Origin of the sequence: Halomonas qinghailakensis, from assembly GCF_025820815.1 — a bacterium.
GTDB classification, from domain to species: Bacteria; Pseudomonadota; Gammaproteobacteria; order Pseudomonadales; family Halomonadaceae; genus Vreelandella; species Vreelandella qaidamensis.
This window is the reverse complement of record NZ_CP096973.1, coordinates 3,607,213-3,620,706: the sequence shown is the minus strand read 5'-3', so window position 1 is coordinate 3,620,706 and position 13,494 is coordinate 3,607,213. Positions and strand designations below refer to the sequence as shown.

Below are 13,494 nucleotides of genomic sequence, written 5' to 3'. Positions count from 1 at the left end.
AGTAGTGACATTGTGTTCGCTCCAAAAGCCCAGCAGTAATTTGCTGGGCTTTTTTATGAGTGAACGGTCACTCGTCGTTTGTTCTGTTCTCTTTTTCTTGGAAAGAGAGCGTCTTTGGCAAAGCCGTTAGCTGTTCCTGAAGCGCTTCCATACGCTGCCAAAGCTGCTGCTGCCAGTTATCATCCTTAAGCGCTGTTTGATGCTGTTTTTCTAATGCTTGGTAGGCCTTATTAAGATCATTTTTTAGGCTGTTGTGCTGCTCTTCAAGCGATGCGTTCATGCGCTCAAGTTCATCAATGCGCTGTTGCAAGCTACTGTTGTCTAACTGGTAGTGCTGTAGCGTCTCTTTTTTTAGCTGAAGCTCCTTCGTAAGCGTGTCTGCACGTTGCTCCGTCTGTTGCAGGCGTTTTTGCAGTGCTTTTTCTTCTTGGGCCCGCTCTTGCCTCAACGTATCTAGCAGCGCCATCAGTTTTCCTTCTGCTGCTTCGTTACGCTGCTCTTCCTGCGTAAGACGCTGTTCCCAAACGGCTTGTCGCTGTTGCTGCTCTTCAGCAAAGCGCTCTTTAAGTGTAGCTACTTCATACTCAGATTTCGTTAACAGCTGCTGATACTGCTTGGCATCTTTAGCGGCTTGTTCTGCCTGGTGTTGCCATTGATGCTCATTGGCTTGGCTAGCCGCCAGCTCCCGGTTTAGCGTTTCCAGGCGCTGCTCTGTATGTCTCAAATGCTCCGCAAGGGCGCTTTCACGTTGTTCGGCATTTGCCGCTTGCTGAAGGGCTTCAGCGGCTTCCTGCTGGGCGTTCTCCACTTGTCGATTGGCATCCTCGCGATAGTGGATGAGAGCCTGGTTAGCGACTTCTTGCGCTTCTCTCCACAGCTCGCTTGCCACATTAACGATGACTTCTGGAACGCCCTTAGGTGGCGGAACGTCACGATTTTGCTCTCGCTCAATACGCCAACTACGGAAATGCTCACTGATCGTGGTGAAGCTGCCTGTGCCCAGTACTTCCCGAATGCGTTGAACGCTTGGGGTATCGCCACGAGCGAGCAGGGTATCGACTGCTTGCTGAACATCACTGTATTGAATCCCGCTGCGAGCCATGGCGCTTATCCTTATCAGATTGATAACACTATTTTCATAGCATTTGGTTAAAATTACAATAATTACGTAATACATAAAACGTAATATTATTTACATTTGGCGCTATAAATTCAAGATTACCCCCATAATCTTGAATTTCTTCGCTCGTAACGTCACACTTAACCCATTGAAGAAGCACTCATAGAGGGAAGCGTAGCGATGCCCACAGAGGTAACAAAACAGCGATCGATAGGGAGTAGTAAGCGTCTAGAAAAGGACAGCTGGCCTGATTTGTTGCCTAAACTCTCCTTGCTTGATGCGCCACAAACTGACGTTTTGTTAATTGACGCCCAAAACGATGTCGAGGCGGTGGCTGCGTGGCTGCAGGAGTATCAAGATAGCCCTCAAACGCTGAAAAGTTACCGCCGGGAAGCAGAGCGACTGTTGCTTTGGCTGGCTAGCCAAAACAATCAGTTACGCGATATGAATCGTGAATTGTTGCGCCAATACGAGGCTTTTTTGGAAGATCCACAGCCAGCTGAGCAGTGGGTGGGGCCAAGTAAGCCTCGTTATCATGCCCAATGGCGGCCTTTTCGTGGCGGGCTTTCACCGGCAAGCCGGCGTCAAAGCCTGACTATTCTGCAGGGTTTGTATAGCTGGCTGGTAGAAGCCGGATGGGCAAAGCACAACCCATTTGTGCTGATGCGTGACAAGGCAAGGCGGCTAAATAACCAGACTCAAACCATTGAGCGCTATTTAGAAGGCGATCTCTGGGCCTGGTTTTGGCAGTGGCTAAATACACCAGCAAAGCTCACTAGTGAGCGAGAAGCTTACGAGCAAGCGCGGCGACGGTTTATCGTCAGCTTCGCTTATCTGTTAGCCCCTAGGATTAGTGAAATGGCTAACGCACGGATGGATGATTTTCAGGAAAGAGAGGGGCGCTGGTGGTGGGTAGTGGTTGGCAAGGGCAGTAAGCTTGCGCGCATTCCGGTGCCCAACGACATGCTGGAATGCTTAATCGAGTGGCGAGGAGCGCTTGAGTTACAAGGATTGCCCAGTTACCACGAGCCTACTCCACTCATTCGCGCGCTTGATAAGCATCGTGGCATTAGCGATAACCAGCTCTACCGGTTGCTTAAAAGCACATTTAGCGAAGCCGCTGATGCGCTAGAGGCGCAAAATGGCAAGCTCGCTTATGTTAGTGCGCTGCGTAGGGCGACTCCCCACTGGCTACGGCACACGGCGATCACTCATCAGGCGCAGTCGGGGGTAAGTCTGCGCTATTTATCTGAAAGTGCCCGTCACTCTAAGCTAGATACAACAAGCCGCTATTTGCATATCGAGGACAACGAATGGCACCAAGAGCAGCAACGCCATCGCTTGAAATCAGCCCCCAAAACCCCCTCTAAACCGTTATAATATCAGCCACATTAGCCATCAACCCAAAGGTAACGCCATGGCAACTTCAGGCGCTGAGCTGGCCCAGCAAGAGTTGGTCGAAGAGTTTGAAATTTTTGATAACTGGATGGATCGTTATCAATACATCATCGATATGGGGAAGCAACTGCCTGACTTCCCCGAGGAGCAGCGAACCGAGGAGTTTAAGATTCAAGGCTGTCAATCCAACGTATGGATGTGTCATGAAGAGAAGGGCGACAAGCTGGTCTTCAAGGCAACCTCAGATGCTGCCATCGTGTCTGGCTTAATTGCGCTGCTGCTGAGAATCTATAGCGATCGCACACCCGATGAGATTAATCATACCCAGCCACACTTCTTGAAAGATTTAGGCTTAGATAAGCACTTATCACCGACCCGCAGCAACGGCTTACATGCCATGTTGGAGCGTATTTACCAAGTGGCAAAGCAGCCAGAATAAAAAGCTAAAGAACAATCGACTTGAGGTATATCAGCGCCGGTGATTGCAGGTTGAGCACGGCGCCTCGGCTAGGTCGGGATCTTCCTGGCATAATCGTTCGCTTCTACCGCCGGGAACCGGGTCAATACCGCCAGCGCTGCCTGGGTGACACTTTATAATGCGTTTTATCGCCATCCAGCCCCCTTTAAAAGGGCCATGTACTTGGATGGCTTCAACGGTATAGGAAGAGCAGCTAGGCCAGAATCGGCAGCGAGGCCCCAGCAGTGGGCTAATAGTGTATTGGTAGACTTTAATAAAGCCTATCATCACCAATGAAAGTGTGTTCAAAGTCCAGTGCTTTATTAACGTTAGCAGGCGTAACACTATTTTTTGCCGTAAAGGGTCGCTGGATCGATAAGCGGTTCACTGGTAATCGCTGCGTGCTCATTACTAAGCGATACGTAGAAGCAACTGCGTCGGCCGGTGTGACAGGCGGGACCCGTTTGGTCAACTTGGAGTAGCAGCGTGTCGCCATCACAGTCAAGCGCAGCGCTTTTTAGTTGCTGCTGCTGGCCAGAGGTTTCACCTTTACGCCACAGCTTTTGACGCGAACGGGAGTAGTAGCAAACACGCTGAGTGGTTAGCGTTTCTTCGAGTGCCTCGCGGTTCATCCATGCCATCATTAGCACTTCGCCTGAATCAAACTGTTGGGCGATGGCAGGAAGCAATCCGCCTTCATTAAATCGTACGGCATCTAACAAGGCATTTATCTGGGGCAGATCATCAGAAGGGCTGGCAACTTCCAATGCCTTGAAGAGATCACCAGGAGGTAATTGATCAAAACGGGACATCACTCATTACTCGCAGTTCGACATTGTTGACACAAGCCTTGAAGCTCTATGGTTTGACGCTCGACATTAAACCCTTGATGCTTAGCTAACGCGGCCAGCTGGTCACTTATTTCATCTAAGTGAAGCTCTTCAACATAACCGCATTTGCGACAAATCAATAGTTGAAAGCCGTGGACATGCTCGGGGCAGGCGCAGGCCACATAAGCATTCTGAGACTCAATGCGATGTACTAGGCCTTGCTCAATCAGAAAATCGAGAGCGCGATAAACGGTTGGAGGGCGGGCAGCAGCATGCTCAGTAGATAGTTGATCTAGCAAATCATATGCTTTTAAGCCGCCACCATTTTCCGCAATCAGTTCCAACACCCTGCGACGAATAGGCGTAAACCTGACGCCACGGGTATGGCACTGAGACTCCGCTTGTTGTAATAGCGTATTAGCTTCTGTCATTAGGTAACTCGTTGAACGTCTTAGGCGTAGTCTACGCCGTTACCGAAGGCGTGTCAGGGGTTTCGACGAGCTCACTTTGTCGGGCGAAATGATGTTGTGCAAACGTCACCCGCTTAGCAACAGGAACACCGTCTGGCTGTTGTTCGATTAGATCGAGCCGACGCCTCAGCCCTTCACCGTTTGTCATTTGAATAGCAAGACCTGGGCGTGCATTAAGCTCTAGCAGCATAGGGCCATGCTGACGATCAAGTACCATGTCGGTACCTAGGTAGCCAAGCCCAGTCATCTCGTAGCAGCTAGCGGCAAGGTGAAGTAGGGTGTCCCACTGAGGCACGACCAAGCTTGCTAAATCGTGGCCTGTATCAGGGTGGCTATAACAGGGCCTATCAAACTGTACGCCGCGCAATGCCGCCCCTGTCGCAATGTTTAAACCCACCCCAACAGCACCTTGGTGAAGGTTGGCCTTACCATCTGAGGCGGCAGTAGAAAGCCGCATCATCGCCATGACGGGGTAGCCTTTAAACACAATGACACGGATGTCTGGTACACCTTCGTAGGTATAAGCCATCAAGCTTTCATCAAAATTGATCAGTGTTTCGATGACCGCGACATCTGGTGAGCCGCCTAGTGAGTACAGCCCAGAAAGTATGTTCGAAACGTGGCGCTCAATGTCTTCAATCGTCAAGCTGACACCGCTGGGCTTGATAAAGGCACCCTCGTGTACTTTCTCTATAACGAGGATTCCTTTGCCGCCACTGCCTTTGGCTGGCTTGATCACAAAGCCTGAGTGGCCACTCAGCATCTCATCGATATGTTTCACACCAAACTGAGTTGTTACCGTACCGATGAGCTCAGGTGTCGTGATGCCGTAGCGTTGAGCAATCAGCTTGGTTTTCAACTTATCATCAACAAGTGGGTACAGGCGACGTGAATTATAGCGGCCAATGTAGCGAATGTTTCGCCGGTTCATGCCGATAATTCCCTTATCTCTGAGCCGAGAGGGCCACGTCCAGTTCTTTAGCCAACTCATGAGGATTTCTCTTCATCGGTAATGGGCTTAAAGCGACGTAACTCTAATAGACGATAACCGGTGTAATTACCTAACAATAAGATCAGCGCCATCAGAATGAACTGAACACCAAGGAAATTGAAGGTGATATGACGGATCCAGGGGTTGTTCATCGCGAGGAACGCTAATACAGCCGTTAAAAGACTGCCCCCACCTTGAATCAATACCTGCTTTGGCCCTTCCTCTTCCCAAAGAATCGACATCCGCTCAATCGTCCACGCTAGAATAATCATCGGGAAAAAAGTGACGGTTAACCCCGCGCTTAGGCCCATACGATAAGCAATGACAGTGAAAATTGAGATAATTGCTATGACGGTAATGATGACCGCTGAAACCCTCGCTACCAAAAGTAAATTAAGGTAGGAGAGGTAGTTGCGAATAATCAGTCCCATCGCCACGATGAGCAGAAACCCTATCAAGCCAGTCAGCAGCGTCGTTTGAATAAATGCTAATGCAATAAGCACCGGCATAAATGTGCCCGACGTTTTCACCCCAACTAGCACTCGCAAGAACACCACTACCAGTGCGCCAATGGGAATCAGTAGAATCGTTTGGAAAAGCGCTTGCTCTTCCAAAGGAAGGCTATGGATAGAGAAGTTCAGTAGCGTGTCGTCGGAATAGTGATTACGAACCGCAGCAGAGGCAGGCTGATAGTGCGTCAGCATAGAAAAAGTGACGCGAGAATTGGTGCCGCCTTGAACCTCTAGAACAGCACGACCACCCGTTTCCCAAAGCAGCAAGTTATCTGGCTTTCCTTGTTCTCCAGTGGCAGGGTTAAATAGTGTCCACGATTCAGCAGCTTCATCGAACACCTGAATCCAGCTGCTCAGGGTTTGGCGTCGACGGCCATCTTCCATCAACAGCCCACTAACTTCTCTTGCTTGCACACCGGCTTGATTTAACAAGCGCACAATCAGTGCCGAAGGCTGCTCTTGTGTCAAAAGCAGCCGCGCGTTTTCACCTTGTCTTTCACTATTGATATCTAAAATCAACTCTCTGGCAAAGGTGGCATTATTGGCACTGCGTGACCAAGCTCTATCAATGAGCTGGCTGGCCGCTGTGTCATAAGGGCTCTCCCAAGGAGGTATAGTTGATAATTCTGGCGGCGTTTGTACCGGCGAACGTGCATCAGGCGAAACGAGCATTTGGACGGAATAGTAAAGCTGTTGACTACCAGCTGCCTCCCGAATCGTCCATTCAGCCTGGCGACCTAATTCATCCGCTTTATAGGCAAGCCCATAACCTGAGGAAGCGGTGTTTTCCGTTAAAACCCGGTAGCCGGCCTGATGAGAAGGTAGCGCCAAGTCAACCTGGACAGGACCGTTTTGGGCATTAAAGTTGATAACCGCTTCAATTTCCCACACTTGGCGCTGTTCACCAGGCAGCCAAGGAATTTCGAATTGAATGTGTCGATGCACACTGGCCGCAATGCCAACCAGCAATAGTAATCCTACAATCAAATAAAACGGCAACCGTGACATCATGATTCCTTTCAGCGAAAAACGGCGGGGGAGAGCTGTTATTCTTCAGTGTCGTCCTGATCAGCGGCTTCATCTTCAGCGGCTTGATCGGCGGGTTCACCACCCGGGAATTCTGGGCGTTCGTAGAGATACGTTTGAGCCACATCGATAGTGGCAATATCCATCATAAATCGCCGTCCTAATAGCACTGGATAGTCCAGATGAGAACGGTCATTAAGCGTGAACTCAACATTTTCGCGTATCGGGCCTAGGGTCATTAACAGTGAGATTACCGGACGAGATTCTTCACCTGACGCTTGCACAATACGCACGCGGCGAACAATAGGAGCTTCAATCCACTCATCGCGAACACGATCTACCACCACGTCATCGTCATTAAGTGCCAGTTTAAAACGCACCCAGTTTTCACCATCACGCTCAAAGCGGGTAATATCCGATGCTGATAGAGAGGATGTGTTTGCACCGGAATCAACCCGTGCTTTCAAATAAGTGCCAATACTGGGCAGCCCAACCCATTCACTGCGGCCGAGCAGAGTTTTGGTGTCATGAGTGGGATCAATATCACACTCTTCGCGAACAATAACCGGTTCTTCACCCCGTGCTTGGAGGTTGGCCACGTCTTGACGCAAATTGCGCAGCAAGCTGCCAACTTCGCGAACATCAGCCGTTAAACCCTGCTGTTGGCTGAGCTGTTGCTCATGCAAGGCCGAAGAGGAAGCACACTGCCTGGTAAGAGAGGTTTCAAGCTCAAGGATACGAGTGTTAAATGACGCTTCGCTTAATGGCGGTGGTTCATTCGTTTCTGGCGGCGTCACAGCACAGCCTGCAAACGAAAGCGACAAACCAGCCATTAGCCACAATACACCTGAGCGCATAACGAGAGATATCCTTAAACAATAAGAGAAGGAATGATAAGGAGAAGGACATTGTATTGTCCAACCTGAGCATGGCGTTTTGATACCTTTATTTACCGATTTAACATAATATATATTATGCGAACTACGATGAAGACAATTTTATACGCTGTTGGTACTTTGCTTCACTTTTTTCTCCTACAATAGCTATACGAAAACCATTCTCTATGTAAGGGATTTATAATGATTAGCATGCGCAAGCTTATCTATATTGCCACTGCGTTTGTACTAGCAGGCTGTGCCAATGTCGACATCGAAAATTATGCCAGCACAACGCCCCGTTTAGATATCGCTGAGTACTTCACTGGTGACACCCGGGCCTGGGGCATGGTGCAAGACTACTCTGGTGAAGTACAGCGCCGTTTTACAGTCGATATTGTTGGTACTTATGAAAACAACACGCTAACGCTTGATGAAGCCTTTGTGTTTGCGGATGGTGAAACAGATCGTCGGGTCTGGGTATTTGAGCGTGTTGACGATCACCACTGGATTGGCACGGCTAATGATGTGGAGGGCCAAGTAGATGCTCGTCAGTATGGGCATGCCTTTCATATGCGCTATCCGCTTGATATTGAAGTCAGTGGTCGCACTATTCGTTTTACCATGGATGATTGGATGTACTTACAGCCTGATGGGCGTTTAATTAATCGGACTGCCATGCGTAAATTTGGCCTTACATTAGGAGAAATCACGCTGGTTTTTGAGCAGATTGTTCCTTAAGCGACCAACTTAGCGACCTTTTACTTGCTCTCCATCAACCTTGTCTCAATTGTTGATCAAAAAAACAGCCTGCTAGTTAAGCAGGCTGTTTTTATAAGCCATTAATCTAATTGAGGTTTTATTCACTTGCAGGTGCGTAAGAACCGTCTTCCTGATGTACTTCATTGCCAGTAATAGGTGGCGTAAACACACATGCTAAATGCATCGTTTTGTGCGCACGCAGCAGATGTTCATCATGCTGGTCCAGGATATAAATATCGCCTGGCTTGATTGGCCAGATTTTACCATCTGCCAACGTCTCTACTTCGCCTTCACCTTCGATGCAGTATACGGATTCGTAGTGATGCTTGTAATGAATATGAGTCTCAGTACCTTCAAAGATACGAGTAATGTGGAACGAGAAGTTTCCGCCATCATTGGCAAGCACTAGGCGCGTACTATCCCAGTTGCCATTTTCTGCGGTTACCAAACGATCCGTTTTGCGTGCTTCTTCAATATTGCGAACGATCATAGAAGTACTCCATAGTGAGGCGTTTAGCTGAGTCGCTCAACGGCCCAGTACTGAATCGATGCTACTTATTCAAGTGACTGAAAAAGTAGCCTAAAACTGCATTACTCTTGGATAACAGCATTAACCGACGCTTCAAGAATATCCAGTGCTTCCAGTAGATCTTCATCACTAATTGTTAGCGGACATAGGCACTTCACTACTTCGCCATCTTGGCCGCTGGTTTCAATAATGAGCCCATGCTCAAACGCTTTGCTGGTGATCTTGTCAGCAATATCACCTGAGACAACATCAATACCACGCATAAGGCCGCGGCCACGCTCGGTTGCCGGCATGCCGTTATCACTAAGTAAGGCCGCTAGCTTCTGGAAACGTTCTTCAACGATACGCGCTTTACGCTGAATATCACGCTCAAAGATGTCGTTTGACCAATATTTTTTAAGTGCAGCGGTGGCAGTTACCATCGCCAAACTGAAGCCACGGAAAGTGCCGTTGTATTGACCGGGCTTCCATTTATCTAGTTCAGGGCGCATCAATACGTGGGCAAAAGGTAGCCCAAAACCAGAAAGAGATTTCGAATTGGTGATGATATCTGGCGTAATACCGGCATGTTCGAAACTAAAGAATTTACCTGTACGGCCACAACCCGCCTGGATGTCATCAACGATTAATAAAATGTCGTGGGCGTGGCAAATACCTTCTAGGCGTTTGAGCCACTCAAGACCTGCCACGTTAATACCGCCCTCGCCTTGCACGGTTTCAACAATAACGCCCGCGGGAATATCTAGCCCGCCAGACTTATCATTAAGCAGTTTTTCAAAGTAGTCTAGCGTATCTGCGTGTTCACCCATATAGCCATCAAAGGGTAGAAAACTTGCGCCCTGGGTGGGAATGCCGCCAGTTGCTTCACGGAACTTACGGTTACCCGTAGTCGCTAATGCGCCCATAGTAACGCCGTGGAAGCCGTTGGTGAAGGTCACAATATTATGGCGACCTTTAGCAACACGGGCCAATCGGATGGCCGCTTCGACTGCGTTAGTCCCTGTTGGCCCAGGTAGATGTACTTTGTAATCTAAGCCGCGTGGTTTGAAGACAACTTCTTCTAAGGTCTCTAAATAATCACGTTTTGCTGCGGTCCACATATCCAAACCATGCACGATGCCATCTGTAGACAGATAGTCAATCATCGCTTGTTTGAGATGCGGGTTATTATGACCGTAATTAAGCGTACCGGCGCCGGCTAGGAAATCAATGTACTCACGTCCATTCTCGTCAGTTAAACGAGCATTCTGGGCTTTCGTAAACACAACGGGAAATGAGCGCGAATAAGTACGTACGTTGGATTCCATGCGTTCAAGCGTCTGGGTCTGCATTAACGACCTCCTTTTTTAATCATTGAGCCAAGCGTGAGACAAACTGGCAGAAATAGCAGAATCTATTCAAAATGTGGGTCAGCGGGAATAGTTGAGTTGAGCTGATCAGCTTTGTTACATGCTGTCAGTTTGAAATGGACCTATACGAACTAGATTTTCTGGATCATGTTCTCCACCTAGCTGTTCGGTAGAGAAATATTCTCGGCTGTTTAATGGGGCTTGCCAACGTGCTGCTAGACGGCGAAACAACCCCCATGAAGCCTGGTTATCTGGTGTGATGGTGGTTTCTAGGTGATGCACATTGTCGAGTTCTGGACGCGACATGATAGCTTCAACTAAACGGCGTGCTAGGCCTGTACCACGCGCTTTCTCACCAACGGCAACTTGCCATAAGAAGTAGGTGTCTGGTGCGTTGTCTTTCACATAACCAGATACAAAACCTACTATTTCGCCCTCTTCATTTGTCGCAACGGCACAGGTGTCACGAAACTGAGTTGCCAGCAATAGATAGGCATAAGCAGAGTTAACATCAAGTGGTGGGCATGCTTTGATTAATTCATAAACGCCCCAGCCATCATCTGCATTTGGCTTACGAATAAATAGCGGCGTAGACGCATGACCCACGACAGCATCTGCAACTGTCGGGCGTGCAAGATCCGCAGAAGGGGTAAAAGGTGTTATTGGCGTACTCATGGTTATGCTTCGCTGTAGCGAATTTGAGAATCATTATAACAGCTGATTATGAGCAATTCAAAAATCATATTATCCATCCTTACGTTTTCCATAATTTTTGGTTATCAAACGCCGTGTGGTATGCCGAAAGGCTAGGGGGGTAAAAAAACAGTTGCGGTAAAAATTACTGGTGATAGAAAACAGTCGTACTGAAGGAGTTTAGATCAACCTGCCATAGTGCGAGATAAAAAAAGGCGAGCTAAGGCTCGCCATAAATAGTGTTGCTAAAATATCAATTGCGTGCAGGTGTTCTCATTGTGACAAACTCTTCTGCGCCTGTTGGATGGATACCGATGGTGCGATCAAAATCTTCTTTTGTAAGACCAGCCCTGACCGCAATTGCAATCCCTTGTATTAATTCACCAGCCTCATCCCCTACCATATGCGCCCCTACGACAACATCCGACGCATCATCCACAATCAATTTCATTAGGGTTCGTTCTTGGCTACCTGACAACGTGTGTTTCATTGCTTTGAAATTCGTACAATAGACGCGTATGTTGCCAATTTTTTTTCTGGCAGCCTCCTCAGATAGCCCTACGGTTCCGATGTTAGGATGGCAAAAAATAGCGGTAGGAATAGTGGCGTAGTCCAGTGGTTTGGGCAGTGTCTTTGTGTAGTGGATGTCCACTAGTTGCATTGCTTCGGCTAAAGCGACAGGGGTTAATTCAGGCCCTTGAGTTAAATCGCCAAGCGCCAAAATGGAAGGAATCGCCGTCTCATAACGCTCGTTGACAGGGATTTTTCCACTGCTGTCGAGGTGAATTCCTAACGCTTCAAGGCCCAGTCCCTGCGTATTGGCATTACGTCCTGTTGCGGCTAAAACGGCATCTACTTCTTGGCACTCACCGTTAGTTAAATACACCTTAAACGCAGAACCATGCGGTTCAATACGCTCAATATTAGTATTGAAATGGAGGTTGACACCCTTTTTAATCATTTCATCGCGAGTAAACGCTCGAACTTCCTCATCAAAGCCCTTCAGAAACAAGTCGCCCCGATAAATCAAGTGAGTATCGCTACCGAGGCCGTTAAAAATACTTGCAAACTCGACTGCAATATAGCCACCACCTAAAACCAAAAAGCGCTCTGGAAATGCATCTAGGTCAAATATTTGGTTAGAAGTGACGGTGTGTTCACTGCCAGGAAAGTCAGGAACCCATGGCCAGCCACCCGTGGCGAGTAGTATCTTTTGCGCGGTGACCTGGTTAACACCCTCTTCCGAAGTCAACGCAACGGTGTGCGGCCCCGTTACCGTTGCTCTGGCATTTAATAACATCACTCCAGCGCCTTCCAACATCCGTTGATAAATGCCATTTAATCTTTTTATTTCGCTGGTTTTATTGTCACGTAAAACGGACCATTCAAATGTTGCAGGACCTGGTAAATGCCAACCAAAGCCTTCAGCATCATCAAAACTATCGTGAAAATGGGCAGCATAAGAGTAAAGCTTTTTTGGAACACAGCCGACATTGACACACGTGCCGCCTAAGTAACGATCTTCTGCTATGGCGACTCTGGCTCCTGCTGCAGCGGCCATTCGCGCAGCGCGAACACCGCCTGAACCTGCTCCTATCACCAGTAAATCGAATTCATATTGCGCATTTTCCGACATGTGCTACTCCTGTCCTAAACCACTGCATATACTTGCCATCATCTGCTTAGCACTAACGAGCACTAAGCACAAAGATTGACCTTAGATTCTGAGAAGGTTAAAAACGCTCTCTCTGTAACCTAGTGTGCTCTATCTTGAACCTAACAGCTTTTAACCTGTAGCGGAGATTCAATGTCAAACCCTATTGCGACGCTCCTGGATAATAATCGTGCCTGGGCTGAGCGTATGTGCGATGAAGACCCGGAATATTTCAAGCGCCTTTCTAACCAACAGAACCCTGACTATTTATGGATTGGTTGTTCAGATAGTCGTGTGCCCGCTAATCAGATAATCGCACTTCCACCGGGCGAAGTGTTTGTCCACCGTAACGTCGCTAACCTTCTCCATCATACCGACATGAATGCCTTGTCTGTTGTCCAATATGCGGTGGATGTACTTCACGTTAGTCACATAATGATTGTGGGGCATTATGGTTGCGGTGGTATTAAAGCAGCAGTGACTGGTGGTGAGTGCGGCGTGGTGGACTATTGGCTTCACTCGGTTCGCGAACAATATAATCGCCATCGCGATGCGCTTGAGCATCTCCCACTTGAAGATCAAATCAATCGCATGTGCGAATTGAACGTTAAAGCTCAGGTTAATAGCCTATGCCGGACTAAAATCTTACAACGCGCATGGCAAAGGGGCCAAGATATCTCAGTTCACGGCTGGGTTTACGGGTTAAGCGATGGCCGAGTAAAGGATCTCAATTGCACCATAACTGGTCTGGAACAGGTTGAAACCCTTTACCGTATCGACCGCCTTCAGCAAAGCGACTGACAATAGCCGCGTCTATCTCTGTGAGGT

At 48.4% G+C, this 13,494-nt stretch carries 15 protein-coding genes; 4 read left to right on the top strand and 11 right to left on the bottom strand.

What is annotated here, in order from left to right; all coding sequences use genetic code 11:
- Positions 1-67: 67 nt before the first annotated feature.
- Positions 68-1,102: a DNA-binding protein gene (locus tag M0220_RS16525; protein ID WP_264018249.1), complete on the bottom strand. Its 1,035-nt coding sequence runs from the start codon at positions 1,100-1,102 to the stop codon at positions 68-70.
- Between the two features lie 198 nt (positions 1,103-1,300).
- On the opposite strand from M0220_RS16525, the gene M0220_RS16520 reads away from it, so the two are divergent.
- Positions 1,301-2,500 (top strand): tyrosine-type recombinase/integrase, encoded by a 1,200-nt coding sequence (locus M0220_RS16520; protein ID WP_264018248.1) that lies wholly within the window; start codon positions 1,301-1,303, stop codon positions 2,498-2,500.
- A gap of 37 nt (positions 2,501-2,537) precedes the next feature.
- A complete protein-coding gene (locus M0220_RS16515; protein ID WP_030072993.1) occupies positions 2,538-2,957 on the top strand; it encodes a SufE family protein in 420 nt (139 codons plus the stop codon).
- A 30-nt stretch (positions 2,958-2,987) separates the two neighbouring features.
- On the opposite strand, the gene yidD is transcribed toward M0220_RS16515, so the two are convergent.
- The 6 genes from yidD to M0220_RS16485 are packed head-to-tail and all read right to left on the bottom strand — an operon-like array spanning position 2,988 to position 7,661.
- The gene (gene yidD, locus M0220_RS16510) at positions 2,988-3,263 is read right to left on the bottom strand and encodes a membrane protein insertion efficiency factor YidD (protein WP_232222383.1); all 276 of its coding nucleotides are present in this window, start codon (positions 3,261-3,263) and stop codon (positions 2,988-2,990) included.
- A gap of 56 nt (positions 3,264-3,319) precedes the next feature.
- Entirely contained in the window at positions 3,320-3,787 is a 468-nt protein-coding gene (hisI, locus tag M0220_RS16505) for a phosphoribosyl-AMP cyclohydrolase (RefSeq protein ID WP_030072991.1), read from the bottom strand.
- Positions 3,787-4,236 carry a transcriptional repressor gene (locus tag M0220_RS16500; RefSeq protein ID WP_030072989.1) on the bottom strand — a complete coding sequence of 150 codons (450 nt, stop codon included), beginning with the start codon at positions 4,234-4,236 and terminating at the stop codon, positions 3,787-3,789. Before M0220_RS16500 ends, hisI begins: the two co-directional genes overlap by 1 nt.
- Before the next feature lie 31 nt (positions 4,237-4,267).
- Positions 4,268-5,266: an alpha-L-glutamate ligase-like protein gene (locus M0220_RS16495; RefSeq protein WP_264018247.1), complete on the bottom strand. Its 999-nt coding sequence runs from the start codon at positions 5,264-5,266 to the stop codon at positions 4,268-4,270.
- Positions 5,263-6,786 carry an inactive transglutaminase family protein gene (locus M0220_RS16490; RefSeq protein ID WP_030072986.1) on the bottom strand — a complete coding sequence of 508 codons (1,524 nt, stop codon included), beginning with the start codon at positions 6,784-6,786 and terminating at the stop codon, positions 5,263-5,265. The genes M0220_RS16495 and M0220_RS16490 overlap by 4 nt, the downstream gene beginning before the upstream one ends.
- Before the next feature lie 38 nt (positions 6,787-6,824).
- On the bottom strand, positions 6,825-7,661 hold the full coding sequence (locus M0220_RS16485; protein ID WP_030072984.1) for an ATP-dependent zinc protease family protein: 837 nt from the start codon (positions 7,659-7,661) through the stop codon (positions 6,825-6,827).
- 222 nt (positions 7,662-7,883) lie between these two features.
- On the opposite strand from M0220_RS16485, the gene M0220_RS16480 reads away from it, so the two are divergent.
- Positions 7,884-8,420 (top strand): DUF3833 domain-containing protein, encoded by a 537-nt coding sequence (locus tag M0220_RS16480; RefSeq protein WP_030072983.1) that lies wholly within the window; start codon positions 7,884-7,886, stop codon positions 8,418-8,420.
- Between the two features lie 118 nt (positions 8,421-8,538).
- Here the strand turns inward: M0220_RS16480 and M0220_RS16475 are convergent, their stop codons facing one another.
- The 4 genes from M0220_RS16475 to gorA form a co-directional block, all read right to left on the bottom strand.
- On the bottom strand, positions 8,539-8,931 hold the full coding sequence (locus M0220_RS16475) for an ectoine synthase (protein WP_030072981.1): 393 nt from the start codon (positions 8,929-8,931) through the stop codon (positions 8,539-8,541).
- A 101-nt stretch (positions 8,932-9,032) separates the two neighbouring features.
- On the bottom strand, positions 9,033-10,301 hold the full coding sequence (gene ectB / locus M0220_RS16470; RefSeq protein WP_264018246.1) for a diaminobutyrate--2-oxoglutarate transaminase: 1,269 nt from the start codon (positions 10,299-10,301) through the stop codon (positions 9,033-9,035).
- Between the two features lie 114 nt (positions 10,302-10,415).
- The gene (gene ectA / locus M0220_RS16465) at positions 10,416-10,994 is read right to left on the bottom strand and encodes a diaminobutyrate acetyltransferase (RefSeq protein ID WP_030072977.1); all 579 of its coding nucleotides are present in this window, start codon (positions 10,992-10,994) and stop codon (positions 10,416-10,418) included.
- Between the two features lie 271 nt (positions 10,995-11,265).
- A complete protein-coding gene (gene gorA / locus M0220_RS16460) occupies positions 11,266-12,648 on the bottom strand; it encodes a glutathione-disulfide reductase (RefSeq protein WP_264018245.1) in 1,383 nt (460 codons plus the stop codon).
- Positions 12,649-12,819: 171 nt separating this feature from the next.
- On the opposite strand from gorA, the gene can reads away from it, so the two are divergent.
- Positions 12,820-13,467, top strand: a complete 648-nt coding sequence (gene can, locus M0220_RS16455; RefSeq protein WP_030072973.1) for a carbonate dehydratase — start codon at positions 12,820-12,822, stop codon at positions 13,465-13,467.
- Positions 13,468-13,494: the final 27 nt, after the last annotated feature.